We start from the raw sequence: 20,483 nt of genomic DNA, 5'->3' as shown, positions 1-20,483 counted from the left end.
TTTAAGCTAAGGTATCGGAACGCTTATATCGTCAGCCATGCTGCTTAGCGGTATGGCTGATAAGTTTGGCTTGTAGCATCCGTATGGCTGGCGTCGAGAGGCGTTGGCCATTTTTGATAACTAGAAAAGAAAAAACCTTTATAAGTTTTCACTTATAAAGGTTTTAAAATATTGGCGGAGTGGACGGGACTCGAACCCGCGACCCCCGGCGTGACAGGCCGGTATTCTAACCAACTGAACTACCACTCCTTGAACTTTATGTATTGATAAAATCAGTACATATTCAGTTAAAGCTCAAATTTTCGTCAGTGCAAATTTTTGGTGGGTGCTAACGGGGTCGAACCGCTGACATTCGCCTTGTAAGGGCGACGCTCTACCAACTGAGCTAAGCACCCTGCAGCACTAACGAAGGCCGCATATTACAGATAATGCGGCATGTTATCAACACCTTTTTCACTTAATTTAAATAAAAATGATATTTTTTTTATGGGCGCAATTTATTGGCCCAAGATTTCAATATTTTGAGGTTTTTTAGTGCTAAATAAAGTCGCTGTCAAGTCTAATTTGGTTGCGACCCGCGGCTTTTGCGGCATACATGGCATCGTCTGCCCGTTTTAAAATTTCATCTTCATCCGACTCATGATTAATAAAGACGACTACGCCTATGCTGGCAGAACATAAATGCTCAATTTTTGTTTTGTTGTCATTGGTATTTAATGACAGTAAATATGGCGCCAATAATGCTTTACGTATTTTCTCTGCAATACGGTTGGCTTGCTGTACGGATTTTTCTTTGTCAGTGGTTAACGTGTTCAGTAGCACAATAAACTCATCACCGCCAAATCGCGCTACAGTGTCGCTTTGACGTACACAGCTTTTGATGCGTTCTGCCACTTCTAGCAATAGTGCATCTCCAAATGCGTGGCCATAAGTATCATTGATGGGCTTGAAGTTATCTAAATCCAAGAACATGAGTGCGCAGTAACGGCTATTACGCTTGCTTGATGCTATGGTCTGGCTCAAGCGGTCTTTAAGCAGGCGCCGGTTGGGGAGTGTGGTTAGCGCATCGTAAAACGCTAGCTGGCGTACTTCATCTTCCAACTGTTTACGTTCTGTAATATCTAAATTGTGTCCTTGCAGATATAGCAGCGTTCCGGTTTCGTCTTTAATCGGTGTGACACGGCAATAGAAGTCACGGTACACGCCATCGTGCCGTTTTAATCTAAAGTAATGGTCATGGCTAGATTTCTTTTCAAAGTCTACTTGCCAGATTTTTTGCGCCTCGGCTAAATCCTCTGGATGCACCACCGAAACCCAGTTTTCTATGGTTAGACTGTTTTCTGGGTTTTGGCCGGTAAAATCAAACCACTGCCTATTGGTATAGGTGAACACTTTGCCGTCAAACGCCCACATATGTATATTGGTGTTGTTTAACAGCACTGATAGTTTTTGCTCGCTGTCAGCCAGTGCTTTGCTTCTGTTTGCAAGCTCGGAGGTGCGCTGTTTGATTCTCTCTTCCAGCGTTTCCTGATTGAGCAAAATTTCGTCAGTGGCGCGTTTGAGTTTATCTAAGACCACTTTAATGTGCTTGATAAACGGGTTGAAAATTAGCATGGCTTCTAGCGTAAGCAGGAGCAAAGTAAACATCCATAAGGCGGTTTCGGCTTTTTCTAACCGCTTGATGGCCGCTTCACCTTCTAATTGATATTGGTGTACTGCTTTATCTAGCGATGAAACTAAAGTACCGGGTGCAGTGAGCGTGATATAGCGCAACGCTGGGTTGTCTATCGACAGTTTTTCATTATCGGCGGCAATTAATGCACGTACCGTATTGATGTAAGTTCTTACTTGTTGGTTAAGAGGTTGCTCTCCATCGTAATACATGGCCTTGATAGCGGGCGACATGGTGCTGGGTAGCCCCATGTCTGGATTGCCATGCAATAAACCGTGATGTGAGGCTGCCATCAGTTCGACAGACTCTTTTAGCTTGAGGCGTATGGCTGCGCGTTCATTTTTGGGAGCTGTGACCAGCAAATTGGCAAATAAGGCTGTGCGTTGGCTTAACATCCGTTGTCGTCCACTTACGTTAACCACAGCGGCCGTACCATTTTGCTCAGAGATAACGAGTTTCAGGCTAAACCATGCGGCGGTTGAAAGTGTTGCGACGAGAGATAGTGCAAGGACGTAACGCCAAGTGAGCGCTTGAGCGATGCCTAAGTCATCTTTGATGTGTAGTTTTGTGAACAAGTATTTTCTCAGTTCTTGTCACTGCATATGACAATTGACTATACGCCAAATTTCTACATCAATGAGGAGACATTCGCATGTCTGTCTGCTGTTTGAAATGTTGAGTTTAGTACATGGTTCAACTCTAACAAAATTGTCTGTACAGGTAAAGTTACCCTGTTGGGTATATGGTTTAATAATTGTGATGCCGTCCCTATTTGAGTGTTATTAGCAGCAATGTCAGTTTGATTAAGTTTCAACACATATTGCGAAGTGATAAACCTTAAGTAATTGTTGTGATGACTTTTTAAGCTTGATTTAAGCTTAGGTGCATAAAGTGTACTCACCATTTATTACAGGAGTTACATCATGAGAAAATCAATCCATACATTGACCTTAGCATCACTTATTTCACTTAGCTTATTATCACCATTAGCATTTGCAGATGATGATATTCATGAAATTGAAGCTATCTCAAAAGAGTTAGGGTTAATTACTTTAGAGCAGGCAAGAACCAAAGCGTTGGCTGCAAAGCCTGGCGCGGTAGCCGATGTCGATCTGGAAAATAGAAGGTTTGGCAAAGGCTGGGATTATGAGTTTGAGATCGTAGATGCTGATGGTCGTGAGTGGGAGGTGTTAGTGGATGCAAAAACCGGTGCGGTACGTGATGTGAGCCGCGAGTGGTTTTAGGTTAAGGGATACGAGGGCTAAATCTAATTTCAACGCGTAAGCCGCCAAGCGCGGCTGAGCGACTAAAGCTGAGCTTAGCCTCGTAGCTGTTTGCAATGTCGTACACGATGGCAAGTCCTAAGCCGCTACCAGCAACCGTTTCATCTGCTCTAAAGCCTCGTTGTGTGAGTGAGTTCAGCTCATGCACTGGGCAGCCTGGGCCGTCATCTTCTACTACAAAAATAGGTGCTTCATTGCCAGTGACTGTCAGTGACACATTGCGTGCGCACCATTTACAAGCGTTATCTAGCAAGTTGCCCAGTATTTCTAATAGGTCTTCACCATCGCCATGAAACCTTGTCCCTTCTGCGACTTCCCACGTGATATTCACGGTTTTGGTTTGATAAATCATACGCATGGTATGCGTCAGCTGTGCAATCTCGGTTTTTAAATCCACCTGCTGCATAGGTTTTGCATTGCCCACTAAACGCGCGCGTTTGAGTTCGCGTTCGATAATTTGGTCTAGTGATGCTGTCACCGCATAAATGGATGTGCGAATCTCGGGTAGGCCATCAATTTCTGCGCGTTCCGCTGTTTGGTTCAGCAGCGTCAGTTTGGTTTTGAGGGCGTGTGCTAAGTTGCCTAGAGACTCTCGGGAACGTTTGGACTTCTGTTGCACCGTATGCAATAGGTGGTTAAGCTCTGTAATAAGCGGTGCAATTTCTTCTGGGCCTTTTGAAGCAATTTGGTCAGCCTCGCCACGCTCTAGTTTGGCAATGTCGCTTTGCATCTCTTTTAGTGGTAGAAGTGCGCGGTGTATCATCAGGCGTTGTATCGCGAGTAAAAGGATGAGGCCAAGCAACGAGATGGCGGCATAAATCAGCTGAAAGCGTTCAATACTGGCTTTTAGCGGGCCAAGGTTTTCAGCAATGGCTATCGTGATTGGCAGCGTTTGCTTTTGGTAGCCATGAGCCACAATCAGCAAAGACTGCTGTTCTGGGCCTTGGCGGTAAATTAATTGCTGCTCACCTGCAGCTAAGGAAGTGACGCTAATGTCGGTATCCCACAGTGAGCGGGAAATTAAGCGCTGCTGCCCAGAAATGACCACATAGTAATTGCCTGAGAATGGACGCTGGTAAATGGCACTTAAGCGCTGTGCGTCAATTTCCAGTTGGTTAGATGCATTTAATCTGGCGCTCGCAAGGAGGCTTTCCCCTTCATGCTCCAGACGTTTGATCAGCTGATCTTCACTGAGTTTATTAATCGCATAGCTAACCACTAGCCATTGTAGCAATAGCAACAATACCAAGCTAAGCGTGATGCTCCATGATAACCTGCCTTTGAGTGAGTGCATTAAGAGCTAACTCCGAACACATAACCTTGGCCGCGCCGGGTTTGTATGAGATGGCTACCAATCTTCTGGCGCAGGCGGTTGACGTAAACTTCAATCACATTGCTGTCTTTATCTGCATCATATTCATATACATGCTCTGTTAATACCGATTTAGACAGAATATGCCCAGGGTGCAGCATAAAATAGCGCAGCAGCCTGAACTCTACGTTGGTGAGGTTATGCTGAGTGCCATCGCCAAATATCACGGTTTGCGTCTGCTCGTTCAGCTTGAATTGCGCAGCGTGCAACTCGCTTGCCTGATTTAGCATACTGCGTTTCAATACGGCACTGATACGTGCCAGCAGTTCTTCAATTTGGAAGGGTTTGCTGACATAGTCATCCGCCCCCGTGTTAAATCCAGCCACTTTGTCCTGCCATCCGCCCCGGGCGGTGAGAATGATGACCGGTGTGTTGATTTGCGCATTGCGCCAGTGTGTCAATATCTCTAATCCATTGCGTTTGGGCAGGCCTAAATCCAGTATAGCTAAATCATAAGGTTCTAACTTACCCTGTATTTCTGCTTCTATACCATCAGTGGCTAAGTCTGTGGCATAACCCGCGCGCTGTAGGCTGGTTTGCAGCTGTTTGCCGAGTATGGGGTCGTCTTCAACCAAAAGCAAACGCATGGGTTAATCCTCAAGTTCCATTTTGATGAGCTTGCCGGTTTTTGCATCCAGTTTGATTTCCCAAACTTGGCTATGTGCATCCAGCAGTTCTACCTCATAAATATACATGCCTTTTTTGTGCTCAAGCTCAGTTTCCAGCACTTCACCAGGTTTAATTTCTTTGGCTAGTTTGGTGATTTTTTCTAAAGGGAGTATTTTTCCTGCACTTAATAGCTGACGTGCAGTTTGCTGATTAATATCAGCTTTTGCTGAATTGTTGGTGAAAGTAAAAGTAGCTGCTAACAATACGCATGCTACAGTTAACAATACAAAAATGCCGAGTTTTTTCATCATAATATGCTTTATTTGCTAAGGGCTAGTTGCTGCTTTAGCAAAGACTCCAAGTGAAGGTCATGGTCATGTATTGTGCATGCGTAAGCTTAACTCAAGCTTAATGATGGCGCATAAGATGATTGACGCCTGTTGTACTCAGGCGTTCAGGCGTGCGTTATCGTGAGGCAGGCATTAGTTGATTTTGTAGCTTGCAATCGCACGTGATACTGCGATGTATGACCCAGCCCAGCCTATACAGACTGCAATAATGATAACTGCTAGAAACAGCTGTAAATTGAATAACGATAAGCTGAAGTCATTGCTATACAAATGGGCGATTTGCGACATGGAGAGATTGAACACGTGAATAATCCCTATCAGCATCAGTACTGCCATTAACCCACCAAATAGTCCGTATAGTGCACCGGCATATAAAAAGGGCATGCGTATAAAACTGCTAGTCGCCCCAATCAGGTTGCTCACTTCAATTTCATCTTTTTGCGTCAAGATTTGCATGCGTACTGTGTTGCCGATAATCACCAGCAATACAATCGCCAATAAGCCGGCAATCATGGAGATTAGCTTTTTACCTAAGCTCAGTAATGATGATAGGCGTTTTACCCATTCGGTATTTAATAGCGCTAGTTCTACGTTGGGTAGGTTTTGCAGTGTGTCTTTGAGTTGAATCAAGCTATCTGGGTCGGCGGATTTGGCTTGAATGAAAAATGCATCAGGCAATGGGTTCTTGCCCAACTGCGATACGGCGTCGTTAACATCCTGATTACTTTGTGATTTAAGCTGTAGTTGTTTCCAGGCTTCCTCTTTTGTCACTAAGTGAAAGCGCTCAATCTCTTCATTCTGTGCTAGTTGACGTTCAATTGTTTTAATCGCGCCAGCACCAGCTTCCACATTGAGAAACAGGCTGATTTCTGTGTCTTTTTGTATGTGGTCTGTAAGTTTTGATAAGTTATCTACCGCCAAATAAAATAAGCTGGGCAGGCACATTGCCACCCCAATCACCAGACAGATCATAAACGTTGACAGCGTATTGGCTTGCATGCGCTTAAGTACCAGCTTAAGGGTTTGTATATGTTGGTTTAGCCAGTTACTCATGATGTAAAACGCTCGATAGAGGATGACTCTTGGTTAAAGTTGGATGTGTTGAGTAAAGGCTCGCTCAATGAGCCTTGGTTAATGTGCAGCACGCGGTTTTGTGCGGTGCTCATGCCTAGAGCGTCATGTGTAGACATGATCACGGTGACCCCAACTTGGTTAAAGGCATAGAAAATTGCCATAATGTCTGCTGCATAGCTTGCGTCTAAATTACCGGTCGGCTCATCCGCAAGTAGGATAGATGGGCGGCTGACCACTGCACGTGCGATTGCCAAACGTTGCTGTTCGCCACCGGATAGTGTGATGGGCATGGCTTTTTCTTTATGCAGCAAGCCTACTTTATCTAACGCGGCACGCACACGCTTGGCTGCCTCTTGTCCGGATATGCCGTTGATGTGTAAAGGTAAAATTACGTTTTCAAAACAGTTTCTATCGTAGAGTAACTTATGATCCTGGAAAATCAAACCAAAGCGACGGCGTAGAAATGGGATGGCAGAAGGTTTTAACTGGCTGACATTTTGATTGGCAATTAATACCGTGCCGCTAGTGGGGCGCTCTGTGGCTGCAATCAGTTTTAACAGCGTGCTTTTACCGGCACCGGAGTGACCGGTCAGAAACACAAACTCACCAGCATCAATGTTAAAGCTAATGTTTTTGAGTATTTCATCGCTACCTGGGTAGCGCTTGGTGACTTTATCAAATTGAATCATGCTGGTATTTTAGTCTTAATATATGCACGCGGATTAAAAATAGTTTACGACTCGATCATCGCGTCAATAAACTCATTGGCATTAAACGGCCTGAGATCGTCGATGGCCTCGCCAATCCCAATATAGCGAATCGGAATCGGTCGCGCCTGCGCGATGGCGGCAATCACCCCGCCTTTTGCCGTGCCATCCAGCTTGCTGAGTACTAAGCCTGTCACGCCCAAGGCGTCATCAAAAATTTTCACTTGAGATACTGCGTTTTGCCCAGTGTTGGCATCTAATACCAGCAACACTTCATGTGGCGCGCCAGGCAGGGCTTTATCCATTACACGTTTTACTTTTGCAATTTCATCCATCAGGTGCATTTGTGTCGGTAAGCGCCCTGCGGTATCTGCCAGCACAATATCTATATTTTTTGCACGTGCCGAGTTGATTGCGTCAAACATCACTGCCGCAGGGTCGCCGCTGGTTTGCGCAACCACATGTACATTGTTACGCTCACCCCAAATTTGTAATTGCTCGCGTGCTGCTGCTCTAAACGTATCGCCAGCAGCAATCAGTACACTCTTGCCTTCTGATTGAAATAGCTTGGCTAATTTGCCGATAGTAGTGGTTTTGCCCGCGCCATTGACACCAGCCAGCATAATAATAAATGGTTGATGATTGGTTGTGACTAATGGTTGCTCTAGCGGAGAAAGTAAGTCAGATAGTGCATCCTTTAATGCCGCCTTGAGTTGCACTGTGTCGTCTAGGCTTTGGCGTTTTACACGGCCTTTGATGTCATCCAGTAAGTGCTGGGTGGCATTGATGCCTACATCTGAGGTGAGGAGTATGGTCTCTAATTCTTCATAAACCTCTGCATCAATTTTGCCGCCACCAAAGATACTGGCAAGTTGGTTACCCAGCTGATTTCTGGTCTTTGCTAAGCCTTGTTTTAAGCGAGCAGCCCAGCTTTGGCTGGGAGTTGCATCTATGGGGCTAGCCTCTGCGGCAACTGGCGTTTTGTCTTTTTTGAAAAAATCGAACATAAATTTTTAACTGAGTTTAGTAGCACTATTTTAGCTTAATTTCGCTTGTGGCAAACCAGTTCATTTGATGTATGTTAATGAATGTTTATGTATTTTTAATAGTGCTGTGTTGATGGTTGATATTGCTCAATCTTAAAATCACGCCAGTAATTTATTGAGATGCCAGCAAGGCTGAACTAAGTCGGTGGTATCCTTGTCCCAAAGTCTGCATTCAATGCATCTTTTGAGCAGATGTTAGCTTTTGAATATTGATCACAATAACTGGAGATTTAGTCCTGTGCGTACAAAATGTTTTTTACTACTTTTGTTAGTAATGCCCGTCGCTGTTTTTGCTAATCCACTCATTAAAGAATATAAGCTGGATAACGGCCTTAAGTTGGTGGTACAGGAAGACCATCGTGCACCGGTCGTGGTGTCCCAAGTGTGGTATCGCGCAGGCAGTCTGGATGAAGTCAATGGTAAAACCGGTGTGGCACATGTACTTGAGCATATGATGTTTAAGGGGACGAAAAAGGTGCCTGCAGGGCAGTTCTCACGTTTAATTGCGGCCGCCGGCGGTAAAGAAAACGCCTTTACCAGCACCGACTACACTTGCTATTTCCAGCAACTGGAAAAATCACACTTACCCCTTTCCTTCAAGCTAGAAGCTGACCGCATGGAAAATCTGCAGTTAAGTGAAGAGGAATTCTCTAAAGAGATTAAAGTGGTGATGGAAGAGCGGCGCTGGCGCACTGATGATAAACCGCAATCTCAGGTAAATGAGGCATTTCAAGGCGTAGTGTATCGCGCACACCCGTATTCACGCCCCGTGATTGGCTTCATGAATGATCTGGAAAATATGACCGTTGCTGATGCGCGCGAGTGGTATCACAATTGGTACGCGCCTAATAACGCGACGCTGGTAGTGGTCGGCGATGTGAAAGCCGATGATGTTTATCAGTTGGCAAAACAATATTTTGGCAAAATAAAACCTAAGGCATTGCCTGAACGTAAACCGCAAGTAGAGCCTGTCCAGCTAGGTGAGCGGCGCGTGGTGGTAAAAGCGCCAGCAAAGCTACCATACTTGTTGATGGGCTACCATGTGCCGCCTGTAGTTAACCCTGAGTCAGACTGGGAGCCTTATGCCTTAGAAGTGTTGGCTGGCGTATTAAGTGGCAACCCTGCCGCACGTTTAAATCAAACGCTAGTGCGAGATACGCAATTGGCGATAGATGTGGACGCAGGTTACGACCTATTGGCGCGTGGTCGTCAAAGCTTATTTTCACTAGATGGCACACCAAGCGAAGGTAAAACTGTGCTTGAGTTAGAGCAGGCTTTAATTGAGCAGGTTGAGAAAATCAAGAAGACAGGTGTTTCGCAGCAAGAGCTTGATCGTGTTAAAGCTGGCGTGATTGCTGCGGATGTGTACCAACGAGACTCCATGTTTTATCAAGGCATGCAGCTTGGCACGATAGAAACCATCGGATTCTCTTGGAAAATGCTAGAAGATTACCCTAACAAATTGCGCGCGGTGACGGCGGAGCAAGTACAAGCAGTGGCAAAAAAATATTTGCATCAGGATAACCTAACCATTGCGACACTAGACCCGCAGCCGATTGCACCGAATGCAAAGCCGCAGGGTAAGCCGCACGTGCATTAATTAGACATTACACTTTGATTTTTAAGGTAAAAATAATGAATTTGCAATATATAAAAAGAATAGTAGCATCAGGTTTTTTAATGATCAGCACTGCGGCAATGTTTGCAGCAACCAGCGTACAAGCAGCGGTTAAGATCGAGCAATGGCAAACTTCAGCTGGCTCAGCCGTGTATTTTGTAGAAAACCATGATTTACCGATTTTAGATTTAAGTGTGAACTTTGCTGCAGGCAGTGCGCGTGATACGTTAGAAAAATCCGGAGTGGCAAGCATTACGCGCTACTTGATGACATTAGGCGCTGCCGGTATGAGCGATGAAGCGATTGCCAATAAATTTGCCGACGTAGGGGCGGTGTTAGGCGGTAGTTTTGATGCGGATCGTGCTGCATTATCGTTACGTACGTTAAGTAGTGAGCGTGAGCGGTTACAGGCACTCAATGTTTTTACGCAGATACTGCAAAAACCAGACTTTCCTGACGCCGTGTTAGCGCGTGAGAAGGCACGGATTATTTCAGGCTTGCAAGAGTCTGCGACACAGCCAGAAAGTATTTCAACAAAAGCGTTTATGTCAGCGCTATATGGCACCCACCCGTACAGCCTGGATGACAGCGGTGAAATTGATACAGTAGCTGCAATTAAGCCTGATGATTTACGTGCGTTTTATCAGCAGTTTTACGGTGCCAAGGGTGCAGTCATTGCCATTATTGGCGATGTAACGCGCGAGCAAGCACAGCAGATTGCGGAAAGCCTCAGTACTGGATTACCTGCATCATCAGCACCAGCGCCGATTGCCGCTGTTACCGCGCCTGGTCAGGCAAAAGAGCAGCGTATTGCGCATCCGGCATCTCAGTCGCATATTCTATTGGGTTATACAGGCATTAAGCGTAATGATCCTGATTTGTTCCCACTTTATGTAGGCAACTATATTTTAGGTGGCGGCGGATTTGTTTCCAGACTAACAGAGGAGGTGCGCGAGAAGCGTGGCTTGGTGTATAGCGTATACAGTTACTTCATGCCTATGGCTGAGGCAGGGCCGTTCCAGATTGGTTTACAAACTAAAAAAGATCAGGCAGAAGCCGCATTGGTATTAGTGCGTGAAACACTGGAAAAATTTCTTAAAAATGGCGTCACCGAGGCAGAGCTAAAAGCAGCCAAAGCCAATATTATTGGCGGTTTCCCGATGCGCATTGATAGTAATAAGAAGATTTTGGATTATTTAAGTGTGATTGGTTTTTACAAATTACCGCTAAATTATTTAGATGGGTACAATAAAAACGTAGAGAGTGTGACCGCTGCGCAAATTAAAGATGCATTTAATCGCCGTTTGCAGACTCAGAACTTTGTTACTGTGATTGTAGGGGACCCGAACGCACAGTAACTTTTATGTCATCTCATTGTGCTTAAATTAATGAAAGCATTTGATTGCCGTGATAGTAAGGCAGTGATTTGCAATGTGGTGCGATGAGAATTGATAGTAAAATGCGGTTTTATTGCAATCAATCGCACCGCATTTTATATGGCAGAAAAAAAACTAAATACTGTACGCATCAATGCAGGAGAATGGCGGAGCCGTTTACTCAAATTTCCTGATGCACAGGGCTTACGCCCAACGCCAGAGCGCGTTAGGCAAACGGTATTTAACTGGCTGGGGCAAGACCTTACCGGTAAAAAGTGCTTAGATTTATTTGCTGGCACCGGCGTGATAGGGTTTGAAGCATTATCACGGAATGCTCAATCAGTCGTGTTGGTAGAAAAAACCACCGCAGTGTACCGCGCGATGTTAGACAATCAGTCAACGCTGAAAGCTGATGCTGCGCAGGTGCTTAATATGGATGCCATGGTTTTTTTAGATAAAAATCAGCAACTGTTCGATGTGATTTTTGTTGATCCACCATATCATCAAGGGTGGCTGAATAAAGTGCTAGCGCAACTGCCTAAGCATTTAAATACGCAAGGCGTGGTCTATGTGGAGGCTGAATATGCATTGGCAGATGACGATACATGGCAAGTATTTAAGCAGAGTAAAGCAGGTAATGTCTTTTATCATCTGATAAAATTGCGCGATGACACAAACTAAAAAACGCATTGCTGTTTACCCCGGTACCTTTGACCCGATTACTTTGGGACATGAGGATCTTGTCCGCCGCGCCGCCTATTTGTTTGATGAGGTTGTGGTCGCGGTAGCGGGTAGTACTAATAAAAGTACCTTATTTAATTTAGAAGAGCGTGTTGCACTAGCGCAAAATCTATTTGCCTCTTACGATAATGTAAAAGTTGTTGGCTTTAGCGGTTTGCTGATGCAGTTTGTACAAGACCAGTCCGCACAAGTGGTGATTCGTGGCTTACGCGCTGCTTCAGATTTTGAATATGAGTTCCAACTAGCAGGGATGAACCGTAAACTCTATCCCAAGCTGGAAACGCTGTTTCTGACACCTTCTGAAGAATATATGTTCGTTTCATCAAGCTTAGTGCGTGAAGTGGCTAAGTTGGGTGGCGCGGTAGATCAGTTCGTGTCTAAATCGGTTGAAGATGCAATTGTGAAAAAGTTAAAAGAGAGTCTTTAGTTTATGGCGTTGATGATTACAGATGAATGCATTAATTGCGATGTGTGCGAGCCTGCATGCCCGAATAGTGCCATTTATCAGGGTGAAGAGATCTATGAAATTAACCCGGATTTATGTACTGAATGTGTAGGGCATTATGATAAGCCACAATGCCAGCAAGTGTGCCCGATAGATTGTATTCCACACGACCCGGATAAAGTGGAATCTAAAGAGCAACTGCTGGAGAAGTATCATCAAATAACAGCATCTAATTAATAATTAAGGACAGTAAATGCGCATGCTACATACTATGCTTCGTGTTGGTAACATGGAGCGCTCAATTAAGTTTTATACCGAAGTGTTAGGCATGAAGTTATTACGTCAGCATGATTACCCAGATGGTCAATTTACCTTGGCCTTTGTGGGCTATGGTGCTGAGAGTGACCATACCGTATTAGAGCTGACCTACAACTACGGTGTAGAAAGCTATGACATGGGCAAGGCTTACGGCCATATTGCCATCGAGGTTGATGATGCTTACAAAGCCTGCGAAGCCGTGCGTAATGCTGGCGGCAAAGTGGTGCGTGAGGCCGGGCCAATGATGCATGGCACTACCGTGATTGCCTTTATTGAAGACCCAGATGGCTATAAGGTCGAGTTTATTCAGGCTGGCACTTATTAATTCTTAGTGGCAATTAACGTGCATGGTGTGTGTTGCCTGTTTAATTGCCAACAAGAACGTATGTTAAGTGCTAGTAAAATGACTTGGTGTTTATACCTGCTGGAATGTAAGAACGGCGCTTACTATGCAGGGATCACCAATGATTTAGCATCAAGGTTTTCTGCGCATGTGGCCGGTAAAGGAGCACGTTATACACGCGCCAACCCGCCTATTAAAATACTAGCTTCTAAGCCTTACCCAGATCGATCGACCGCAAGCATTGCTGAGGCGCAGTTGAAGAGTTTACCCAGACATAAAAAACTCAATTTTTTTGAGGGTGTTAATGATGGATAAAAGTGCTTTACTCAAAGCAGTGCAGGCAGCACAAGCGGGCGATTGGGATCTCGCACATCAAATTGCACAAGATGAAAGTAGTCCCACCGCTAATTGGCTGCATGCCGTGCTGCACAAGATTGCAGGCGATGAGTGGAATAGCAAGTATTGGTATGGCCGCAGCGCAGGGCGGAGTTATCAGGATTTTTCTGATATTGAGGCCGAATTGGGGGCGATATATCAAAGTTTAATCTAATCATTAAGAACGATATGCAGGCAAACCTTGTCTGCTATATGTAATGTATTTAGATTGAGCGTCAGAATAAAGCGCGACTTGATGTGTACGTGTTGCGTCAGGTTGCCGCTGTGCTAGTGTATTAGGCAGATAAAGTGCTGCGATACTGAGTTAGTGCTTAAAACGTAATCTAGAAAATAATTCAAATAAATGCTAACTGCTAGGTTGGCTCGATAAAGTTGTAAAGGCCTATGGATCATAACGTCACACTCATTAGTACTATCGCCGCCGGATTTGGCCTTGCTTTGATTTTTGGTTTTATTGCAGAGCGTTTCAAGCTGTCTGCCTTAGTGGGTTACTTAGTGGCTGGCATGTTGATTGGGCCGGCGACCCCAGGTTTTGTGGCCGATGCCCATATTGCCTCTCAATTATCAGAAATTGGCGTCATGCTGCTCATGTTTGGCGTGGGGCTGCACTTCTCCGTTGATGATTTAATGTCGGTTAAACGTATCGCTATACCGGGCGCAATTGTGCAAATGAGTATCGCTACCGTACTTGGTATGTACGTTGCCAACGCTTGGGGGTGGACGTTTGGTGAAGGGCTGGTATTCGGTCTGGCATTATCTTGCGCCAGTACCGTGGTGCTGCTAAGAGCGCTCGAATCCAGAAACTTGATGCAAAGCATCAACGCTAAAATTACGATAGGCTGGTTAGTGGTGGAAGACCTGCTGACGGTGCTAGTGCTGGTCCTGTTGCCTCCGTTAGCAAGTTTATTAGGCGGCACTGCAGTAGATGGCGGCACAACCTCGATTTGGCAAACTCTGGGACTGACGCTATTGCAGGTGGCTGCATTCATCGTGATTATGTTGGTGGTCGGTAAGCGCTTGCTGCCGTGGTTGCTATGGCATGTAGCTAAAACAGGCTCACGTGAGCTTTTTACGCTGTCTGTGATCTCGGCTGCTATTGGCATTGCATACGGTGCCGCTGTGCTGTTTAGCGTTTCGTTTGCGTTGGGCGCCTTCTTTGCGGGCATGGTGATGCGTGAGTCTGAGTTTAGCCATCGTGCAGCGCAAGAGTCATTGCCACTAAGAGACGCGTTTGCTGTGCTTTTCTTCGTTTCGGTGGGCATGCTGTTTCAGCCATCGATTCTGCTCACTAAGCCATTGAGTGTGCTGGCGGTCGTTGGAGTGATTGTCGTTGGAAAATCAATTGCCGCGATGGCGATTACGCTGGCATTCCGTTACCCGCTTAATACGGCGCTAGTCGTAGCGGCAAGCCTTGCGCAAATTGGCGAGTTTTCTTTTATCTTGGCAGGCCTAGGAGTGTCGCTCGGCATTCTTCCGGCTGAGGGCATGAGCCTGATTCTGGCCGGTGCATTAATTTCTATCGCTATTAATCCTTTGTTGTTCTCAGCCATTAAGCCATTTAGAAAGTGGCTAGTAGGGCTGTCTAGCTTAGCGCGTGAGTTAGAGCAACGAGTTGACCCATTTGCTGAGCTACCTATGAGTACAGAGCGTAAATATTTAGAAGGGCAGGTCGTGCTTGTGGGCTACGGGCGTGTGGGCAGTAGAATCGCCAACGAGCTAAAAGAGCATAATATTCCTTTTGTGGTTGCCGAGCAGAATCGCGCTATTGTAGAAAGCTTGAGGAAAAAAGGTATTCCTGCCGTTTCTGGCAATGCGTCTGAACCTGGGGTGTTAATCCAGGCGCATATTGCGAACGCCTCTATGTTAGTTGTGGCGACACCAGAGCCGATTGATGTGCGCAAGATGGTGGATACCGCGAAAGCACTCAGGCCTGAAATTGAAATTGTGCTGAGGACGCATAACGAAGATGAGTCCGAATTATTGCGCAAAGATAAATTAGGCACAGTGTTTTATGGGGAAGAAGAGTTGGCGATCGGCATGTCTAAATTCGTTGTGAACCAGTTTGCACCTAAGTTGTAGTGAAAGGTAGTTAAATCTGAGGGGCTAGTTTCGGCCGAAAGTCGACATCAATTAAAGAGTTTTTAGAAACGATTTTTTATTATGTTGGTAGGATTGTCTATAAAGCTGAGAGCGTGCCATGAGTCAAATTAAAAGGCCTGCAATTGCAGGCCTTTTAATTTGAGCGTAAAGGTTTTGTTTAGCTAAACAAATTATCTAAACATTAATTATCCAAAAAAGTCTTTAGCTTTATCTACCCAGCTTTTATTTTTGGGGCTGTGCTTGCCAGCGTCTGCCTGCGTGCTTTCTTCAAACTCGCGTAGTAGTTCTTTCTGGCGCGTGGTTAGTTTTACCGGCGTTTCTACCACCACGTGCACCATTAAGTCACCGTAGTCACTAGAACGTAGTGGTTTAATGCCTTTGCCACGTAACCTAAACACGCCACCGGTTTGGGTTTCAGCAGGGATTTTCATTTTTGCTGAACCATCCAGTGTCGGTACTTCAATTTCGCCACCCAGTGCTGCGGTGCTGAAGCTGATAGGCATTTCGCAGTGCAAGTTGCCACCGTCACGTTGGAAAATCTCGTGGGTTTTTAGGTGAATTACAACATATAAGTCACCCGTTGGGCCGCCGTTAACACCGGCTTCGCCTTCACCACTTAAACGAATTCTGTCGCCTTCATCCACACCTGCTGGAATCTTAACGGACAGTGTTTTGTTTTGTTTAACGCGGCCAGCACCGTGGCAGCTAGGGCACTTGTCTTCATCTTTAATGACTTTGCCTGTGCCGTGACACTTAGGACAAGTTTGCTGTACTGAGAAAAAGCCTTGTTGCATACGTACTTGGCCGTGACCGCCACAGGTTGAGCAAGTGACAGGTGATTTGCCTGATTTTGCGCCTGTGCCGTTGCAAGGGTCGCACTTAGCTTGTACCGGAATGCGAATCTTGGTTTCAGTGCCTTTGGCTGCATCTTCAAGCGAAATTTCCATGTTGTAACGCAAATCGGCACCGCGATACACATTGCTGCGTTGGCCGCGTGCGCCACCGCCAAAAATGTCACCGAAGATATCACCGAACGCATCGCCGAAGCCTGCGCCACCAAAGCCGCCTGCGCCGCCACCCATGCTTTGGTCCACACCGGCATGGCCGTATTGATCGTAAGCAGCACGTTTCTGGTCATCAGAGAGCATTTCGTAGGCTTCTTTGGCCTCTTTAAACTGATCTTCTGCTTTAGGGTTGTCCGGGTTGCGGTCAGGATGGTACTTCATCGCAAGTTTGCGATAAGCTTTTTTAATCTCTTCTTCAGAGGCATCCTTATTAACGCCGAGGACTTCGTAGTAATCTTTTTTAGCTGCCATATTATGTAGTCTGTAGTAGTTAGTTGTGACTTGCTGGTTAAATGGAAAAGTCGTTAGCATCGTTTGACGCTAACGACTGTTGACCATAAGCTAGCGCTAAATTAGTCTTTCTTCACTTCTTCAAACTCTGCATCTACTACGTCACCATCCACAGTTTTTTCACCCTCTGGGCTAGGTTGAGCACTTTGCGTGTTAGCTTGCGCTTGTTGCTCTGCGTAAACTTTCTCACCTAATTTTTGTGACGCTGTGGTTAAAGCTTCTGTTTTAGCTTCAATTTCAGCTTTGTCGTCTGATTTTAATGCTTCTTCCAAGTCTTTAACTGCAGTTTCAATTGCTTCTTTTTCCGCTGCTTCTAATTTATCGCCGTGTTCTGTCAGTGATTTTTTCACAGAGTGTACTGCGCCATCAGCAGCGTTGCGTGCATCTACAAGTTCGCGCAATTTGCGGTCTTCATCAGCATACTTAATTGCATCTTCTTCCATCTTCTTGATTTCTTCTTCAGAAAGACCAGAATTTGCCTTGATGGTAATTTTGTTCTCTTTGCCAGTTGCTTTGTCTTTTGCAGAAACATGCAAAATACCGTTAGCGTCAATGTCGAAAGTCACTTCAATTTGTGGCATGCCACGTGGTGCTGGTGGAATGTCGCTCAAATTAAATTGACCAAGTGATTTGTTGGCAGACGCCATTTCGCGCTCGCCTTGCAACACTTGAATCGTTACCGCATTTTGGTTGTCATCAGCAGTTGAGAACACTTGTGATGCCTTGGTAGGGATTGTGGTGTTTTTCTTGATGAGTTTAGTCATCACGCCACCCAATGTTTCAATGCCTAATGACAATGGTGTTACGTCTAGCAATAACACATCTTTCACGTCGCCTTGCAACACGCCGCCTTGAATTGCAGCGCCTACGGCCACTGCTTCATCAGGGTTTACGTCTTTACGTGGTTCTTTACCAAAAATCTCTTTAACTTTTTCTTGCACTTTAGGCATACGGCTTTGACCGCCAACCAAAATCACGTCGGTGATGTCAGAAGCTGAAACGCCAGCATCTTTCAATGCAGTGCGGCAAGGAGCAATCGTGCGCTCGATTAAGTCTTCTACTAAAGATTCTAGTTTTGCGCGCGTGATTTTTACCACTAAGTGTTTCGGGCCTGATGCGTCAGCAGTAATGTATGGCAAGTTCACTTCAGTTTGTTGTGCGCCTGAAAGTTCAATTTTTGCTTTCTCAGCCGCTTCTTTCAAACGTTGTTTTGCTAACAAGTCATTACGTAAGTCCAAGCCGTTTTCTTTTTTGAACTCATCAGCCAAGAAGTCGATTAAACGGTTGTCAAAGTCTTCACCGCCTAGGAATGTATCACCGTTGGTTGAAAGTACTTCAAACTGGTGCTCGCCATCAATGCTAGAAATTTCAATGATAGAAACGTCAAATGTACCGCCGCCCAAGTCGTAAACCGCAATCTTACGGTCGCCTTCTTGTTTGTCTAAACCGAAAGCCAATGCCGCTGCTGTAGGTTCGTTGATGATACGTTTTACTTCTAAACCAGCGATACGACCTGCGTCTTTAGTCGCTTGACGTTGGCTGTCGTTGAAGTAAGCCGGCACAGTAATCACCGCTTCTGTTACTTCTTCGCCTAAATAGTCTTCCGCAGTTTTTTTCATTTTGCGTAAAACTTCAGCTGAAATTTGTGGCGGCGCCATTTTTGCACCGCGAATCTCTACCCATGCGTCGCCGTTGTCAGCTTTGGCAATGGTGTAAGGCATCAAGCCGATATCTTTTTGTACTTCTTTTTCTTCAAAACGGCGGCCAATCAAACGTTTTACCGCGTATAGCGTGTTTTTTGGGTTGGTCACGGCTTGGCGTTTAGCTGGTGCGCCCGCTAAGATTTCGCCATCTTCTTGATACGCGATGATTGAAGGTGTGGTGCGTGCGCCTTCAGCGTTCTCAATCACGCGTGGCTTGCCACCCTCCATTACAGCTACGCAAGAGTTTGTTGTACCTAAGTCAATACCAATAATTTTTCCCATTTTATTTCCTTTTACTTTAAATTTGTTCCAACTGCTTTTAGCGCTAAAGCTTAAAAGCAGCTTAATTGATAACCTTGTTTGCTAGATGGTGATTGTTTTTCTAAATTCAAGTACTTTTGCGATAGAAAAACGAATTACTTGGCTACCATCACTAATGCAGGACGCAATACGCGATCATTCAAGGTGTAGCCTTTTTGTAGTACGCTAGTCACTGTGTTTGGCTCGCCGCTGTTTTCTAACATTGAAATAGCTTGATGTTTGTTCGGGTCAAATTTTTCACCCAATGGGCTGATTTCAGCAATGTTGAATTTCTCAAATACGCTGGATAATTGTTTAGCAGTCAGTTCAACACCATCTTTATAGCTTTGCACTTCGGTAGCTTCAATAGCTAACGCGGCATCTAGGCTATCTTTTACTGCTAGTAACTCGCCTGAAAATTTCTCTAAAGCAAATTTACGTGCTTTATCGATATCATCAACAGCGCGGCGGCGAATGTTTTCACCTTCGGCTTTTACATAAAGTACGCTGGCTTTTGCCTCTTCAAGTGCAGCTTCCAGTTCAGCAATTTTTGCCTCTGGTGTTTGTACATTTTCTGTTGTTGTTTCTAGCTCAGGTTGCGGCGTAGATTGTTCGTCTTGCATGGTTGTCCCCGGTTCATTATTAACACTTCTGTGAATGTGGGGATGCTGAATTGAAATTCAAGCCAACTTGCAAAATTTTTATAGAATATTTTTTAGGGCGTCGGTTACCTGTAACGGTTCAGGAATTATATTGATGTTGCCAAGGTTAATGGCAGGGGCGTGAGCTCCTGCATATACGCCAGTGAGCGCAGGGTTGGTGTCGGTGTAAATGGCGACTGTCGGAATGCTTAATGCGACGCTTAAGTGTGATAAGCCTGTATCCACACCCACAGCCGCCCGCGCTTGGCTGATAATAGTGGCTAGCTGTGCAATGCTTTGCTTGGGCAGTACGGTTGCGTTGCTAAGTGCGCCTGCAATTTGCTGTGCGCGTTGAAACTCAGCGGCGCTGGCCCAAGGCAAGGCTAGCTGTAAGTTCAGCTTCGCTAATTCCGTCCCTAGTTCAATCCAGTGTGTGACTGGCCATAATTTACTGTCGCGGCTGGTGCCATGTAGGCCCACTATGTAAGGGGCGTTAAGGCTCAGGTCAGGTTGTGCTGATACAGCTATGCCGTAACTAGGTAAGTCAGTCGGGATTGTGTAGCCAAAGCTGAGCGCTGCCAAGGTGCGGATTCTGGCCACCGCATGTTGGTTGCGAGCTACTGGATGGGGCGTATTGTAAAAATGGCTGGCGAGCGGTTCGCGGGCAGAGTTTTTATCAAAGCCATGTTTGTGCCCGCGGCTCATTGATGTAATCAAGCCACTTTTTATTAGCCCTTGTGTATCTAAAATTATATCGTAGGGTTGTTGGGCTATCCTGCGCTTTGCTGCACTAATTTCCGACCAGGTGTTTTTGCTAAAAATCGCTTTGCGCCATCTGCGCAGTGCAACTGGAATCACACGATTTACTCCAGAGTGCAGCTTGGGGATGTCAGCAAAGCTTTCTTCCACTACCCAGTCAATCTCTGCATCAGGGTAGTGCGTGCGGATGTCATGGATAATAGGTAGATTGTGGATAACATCGCCCAATGACGAAGTTTTAACGATAAGCAGTTTCAGCATATGTGACATTTTCG

21 protein-coding genes and 2 tRNA genes are annotated in these 20,483 nt (G+C 45.5%); 10 read left to right on the top strand and 13 right to left on the bottom strand.

Annotated elements, in window-relative coordinates:
• Positions 1-172: 172 nt before the first annotated feature.
• From C3Y98_RS09960 to C3Y98_RS09950, 3 genes are all read right to left on the bottom strand, one after another.
• Positions 173-249 (bottom strand) — tRNA-Asp (locus C3Y98_RS09960).
• 70 nt (positions 250-319) lie between these two features.
• A tRNA-Val gene (locus tag C3Y98_RS09955) sits at positions 320-395 on the bottom strand.
• Between the two features lie 142 nt (positions 396-537).
• Positions 538-2,247, bottom strand: coding sequence for a diguanylate cyclase domain-containing protein (locus C3Y98_RS09950; RefSeq protein ID WP_135278440.1), 1,710 nt, complete (start codon positions 2,245-2,247; stop codon positions 538-540).
• Positions 2,248-2,595: 348 nt separating this feature from the next.
• Here C3Y98_RS09950 and C3Y98_RS09945 point away from each other — a divergent pair, with 348 nt between their 5' ends.
• Entirely contained in the window at positions 2,596-2,916 is a 321-nt protein-coding gene (locus C3Y98_RS09945; protein WP_135278439.1) for a PepSY domain-containing protein, read from the top strand.
• Between the two features lies 1 nt (position 2,917).
• On the opposite strand, the gene C3Y98_RS09940 is transcribed toward C3Y98_RS09945, so the two are convergent.
• The 6 genes from C3Y98_RS09940 to ftsY form a co-directional block, all read right to left on the bottom strand.
• On the bottom strand, positions 2,918-4,249 hold the full coding sequence (locus C3Y98_RS09940) for a sensor histidine kinase (RefSeq protein WP_135278438.1): 1,332 nt from the start codon (positions 4,247-4,249) through the stop codon (positions 2,918-2,920).
• Entirely contained in the window at positions 4,249-4,914 is a 666-nt protein-coding gene (locus C3Y98_RS09935; protein WP_135278437.1) for a response regulator transcription factor, read from the bottom strand. The genes C3Y98_RS09940 and C3Y98_RS09935 overlap by 1 nt, the downstream gene beginning before the upstream one ends.
• A 3-nt stretch (positions 4,915-4,917) precedes the next feature.
• A complete protein-coding gene (locus C3Y98_RS09930; RefSeq protein WP_209308787.1) occupies positions 4,918-5,247 on the bottom strand; it encodes a PepSY domain-containing protein in 330 nt (109 codons plus the stop codon).
• A 171-nt stretch (positions 5,248-5,418) separates the two neighbouring features.
• Positions 5,419-6,339, bottom strand: coding sequence for a permease-like cell division protein FtsX (ftsX, locus tag C3Y98_RS09925; protein WP_135278436.1), 921 nt, complete (start codon positions 6,337-6,339; stop codon positions 5,419-5,421).
• Positions 6,336-7,049 carry a cell division ATP-binding protein FtsE gene (gene ftsE / locus C3Y98_RS09920; protein WP_135278435.1) on the bottom strand — a complete coding sequence of 238 codons (714 nt, stop codon included), beginning with the start codon at positions 7,047-7,049 and terminating at the stop codon, positions 6,336-6,338. Before ftsE ends, ftsX begins: the two co-directional genes overlap by 4 nt.
• 44 nt (positions 7,050-7,093) lie before the next feature.
• Positions 7,094-8,074, bottom strand: a complete 981-nt coding sequence (gene ftsY, locus C3Y98_RS09915) for a signal recognition particle-docking protein FtsY (protein ID WP_135278434.1) — start codon at positions 8,072-8,074, stop codon at positions 7,094-7,096.
• A 313-nt stretch (positions 8,075-8,387) separates the two neighbouring features.
• Here ftsY and C3Y98_RS09910 point away from each other — a divergent pair, with 313 nt between their 5' ends.
• The 9 genes from C3Y98_RS09910 to C3Y98_RS09870 all read left to right on the top strand — a co-directional run bounded on the left by C3Y98_RS09910 (position 8,388) and on the right by C3Y98_RS09870 (position 15,429).
• Positions 8,388-9,713: a M16 family metallopeptidase gene (locus C3Y98_RS09910; RefSeq protein WP_135278433.1), complete on the top strand. Its 1,326-nt coding sequence runs from the start codon at positions 8,388-8,390 to the stop codon at positions 9,711-9,713.
• 35 nt (positions 9,714-9,748) lie between these two features.
• Positions 9,749-11,089, top strand: coding sequence for a M16 family metallopeptidase (locus C3Y98_RS09905; protein WP_245234361.1), 1,341 nt, complete (start codon positions 9,749-9,751; stop codon positions 11,087-11,089).
• A 138-nt stretch (positions 11,090-11,227) separates the two neighbouring features.
• A complete protein-coding gene (rsmD, locus tag C3Y98_RS09900) occupies positions 11,228-11,788 on the top strand; it encodes a 16S rRNA (guanine(966)-N(2))-methyltransferase RsmD (protein ID WP_135278432.1) in 561 nt (186 codons plus the stop codon).
• Positions 11,775-12,275: a pantetheine-phosphate adenylyltransferase gene (gene coaD, locus C3Y98_RS09895; RefSeq protein ID WP_135278431.1), complete on the top strand. Its 501-nt coding sequence runs from the start codon at positions 11,775-11,777 to the stop codon at positions 12,273-12,275. The genes rsmD and coaD overlap by 14 nt, the downstream gene beginning before the upstream one ends.
• A 3-nt stretch (positions 12,276-12,278) precedes the next feature.
• Positions 12,279-12,530 (top strand): YfhL family 4Fe-4S dicluster ferredoxin, encoded by a 252-nt coding sequence (locus tag C3Y98_RS09890; RefSeq protein WP_135278430.1) that lies wholly within the window; start codon positions 12,279-12,281, stop codon positions 12,528-12,530.
• 16 nt (positions 12,531-12,546) lie between these two features.
• The gene (gene gloA, locus C3Y98_RS09885) at positions 12,547-12,936 is read left to right on the top strand and encodes a lactoylglutathione lyase (RefSeq protein ID WP_015832685.1); all 390 of its coding nucleotides are present in this window, start codon (positions 12,547-12,549) and stop codon (positions 12,934-12,936) included.
• Positions 12,937-13,014: 78 nt separating this feature from the next.
• The gene (locus C3Y98_RS09880; RefSeq protein WP_245234360.1) at positions 13,015-13,269 is read left to right on the top strand and encodes a GIY-YIG nuclease family protein; all 255 of its coding nucleotides are present in this window, start codon (positions 13,015-13,017) and stop codon (positions 13,267-13,269) included.
• Positions 13,259-13,504 carry a hypothetical protein gene (locus C3Y98_RS09875; RefSeq protein WP_135278428.1) on the top strand — a complete coding sequence of 82 codons (246 nt, stop codon included), beginning with the start codon at positions 13,259-13,261 and terminating at the stop codon, positions 13,502-13,504. The genes C3Y98_RS09880 and C3Y98_RS09875 overlap by 11 nt, the downstream gene beginning before the upstream one ends.
• 230 nt (positions 13,505-13,734) lie before the next feature.
• Positions 13,735-15,429: a cation:proton antiporter domain-containing protein gene (locus C3Y98_RS09870; protein WP_135278427.1), complete on the top strand. Its 1,695-nt coding sequence runs from the start codon at positions 13,735-13,737 to the stop codon at positions 15,427-15,429.
• A gap of 206 nt (positions 15,430-15,635) precedes the next feature.
• Here the strand turns inward: C3Y98_RS09870 and dnaJ are convergent, their stop codons facing one another.
• The 4 genes from dnaJ to waaC form a co-directional block, all read right to left on the bottom strand.
• Positions 15,636-16,766, bottom strand: a complete 1,131-nt coding sequence (gene dnaJ, locus C3Y98_RS09865; protein ID WP_135278426.1) for a molecular chaperone DnaJ — start codon at positions 16,764-16,766, stop codon at positions 15,636-15,638.
• A gap of 101 nt (positions 16,767-16,867) precedes the next feature.
• Positions 16,868-18,790, bottom strand: coding sequence for a molecular chaperone DnaK (dnaK, locus tag C3Y98_RS09860; RefSeq protein ID WP_135278425.1), 1,923 nt, complete (start codon positions 18,788-18,790; stop codon positions 16,868-16,870).
• Positions 18,791-18,924: 134 nt separating this feature from the next.
• A complete protein-coding gene (gene grpE / locus C3Y98_RS09855) occupies positions 18,925-19,482 on the bottom strand; it encodes a nucleotide exchange factor GrpE (RefSeq protein ID WP_425339468.1) in 558 nt (185 codons plus the stop codon).
• Positions 19,483-19,509: 27 nt separating this feature from the next.
• Positions 19,510-20,469: a lipopolysaccharide heptosyltransferase I gene (gene waaC / locus C3Y98_RS09850; protein WP_209308786.1), complete on the bottom strand. Its 960-nt coding sequence runs from the start codon at positions 20,467-20,469 to the stop codon at positions 19,510-19,512.
• Positions 20,470-20,483: the final 14 nt, after the last annotated feature.

This window comes from Methylotenera oryzisoli (assembly GCF_004661485.1).
GTDB lineage: Bacteria > Pseudomonadota > Gammaproteobacteria > Burkholderiales > Methylophilaceae > Methylotenera > Methylotenera oryzisoli.
Note: the sequence above shows the minus strand (reverse complement) of the source record. Positions and strands in the feature narration are given on the sequence as shown.

Coding starts and splice junctions, on each gene's coding strand:
- C3Y98_RS09945 (WP_135278439.1), top strand. CDS start 2,596: ATGAGAAAATCAATCCATACATTGACCTTAGCATCACTTATTTCACTT.
- C3Y98_RS09940 (WP_135278438.1), bottom strand. CDS start 4,249: ATGCACTCACTCAAAGGCAGGTTATCATGGAGCATCACGCTTAGCTTG.
- C3Y98_RS09935 (WP_135278437.1), bottom strand. CDS start 4,914: ATGCGTTTGCTTTTGGTTGAAGACGACCCCATACTCGGCAAACAGCTG.
- C3Y98_RS09930 (WP_209308787.1), bottom strand. CDS start 5,247: ATGATGAAAAAACTCGGCATTTTTGTATTGTTAACTGTAGCATGCGTA.
- ftsX (WP_135278436.1), bottom strand. CDS start 6,339: ATGAGTAACTGGCTAAACCAACATATACAAACCCTTAAGCTGGTACTT.
- ftsE (WP_135278435.1), bottom strand. CDS start 7,049: ATGATTCAATTTGATAAAGTCACCAAGCGCTACCCAGGTAGCGATGAA.
- ftsY (WP_135278434.1), bottom strand. CDS start 8,074: ATGTTCGATTTTTTCAAAAAAGACAAAACGCCAGTTGCCGCAGAGGCT.
- C3Y98_RS09910 (WP_135278433.1), top strand. CDS start 8,388: ATGCCCGTCGCTGTTTTTGCTAATCCACTCATTAAAGAATATAAGCTG.
- C3Y98_RS09905 (WP_245234361.1), top strand. CDS start 9,749: ATGAATTTGCAATATATAAAAAGAATAGTAGCATCAGGTTTTTTAATG.
- rsmD (WP_135278432.1), top strand. CDS start 11,228: ATGGCAGAAAAAAAACTAAATACTGTACGCATCAATGCAGGAGAATGG.
- coaD (WP_135278431.1), top strand. CDS start 11,775: ATGACACAAACTAAAAAACGCATTGCTGTTTACCCCGGTACCTTTGAC.
- C3Y98_RS09890 (WP_135278430.1), top strand. CDS start 12,279: ATGGCGTTGATGATTACAGATGAATGCATTAATTGCGATGTGTGCGAG.
- gloA (WP_015832685.1), top strand. CDS start 12,547: ATGCGCATGCTACATACTATGCTTCGTGTTGGTAACATGGAGCGCTCA.
- C3Y98_RS09880 (WP_245234360.1), top strand. CDS start 13,015: ATGACTTGGTGTTTATACCTGCTGGAATGTAAGAACGGCGCTTACTAT.
- C3Y98_RS09875 (WP_135278428.1), top strand. CDS start 13,259: ATGATGGATAAAAGTGCTTTACTCAAAGCAGTGCAGGCAGCACAAGCG.
- C3Y98_RS09870 (WP_135278427.1), top strand. CDS start 13,735: ATGGATCATAACGTCACACTCATTAGTACTATCGCCGCCGGATTTGGC.
- dnaJ (WP_135278426.1), bottom strand. CDS start 16,766: ATGGCAGCTAAAAAAGATTACTACGAAGTCCTCGGCGTTAATAAGGAT.
- dnaK (WP_135278425.1), bottom strand. CDS start 18,790: ATGGGAAAAATTATTGGTATTGACTTAGGTACAACAAACTCTTGCGTA.
- waaC (WP_209308786.1), bottom strand. CDS start 20,469: ATGCTGAAACTGCTTATCGTTAAAACTTCGTCATTGGGCGATGTTATC.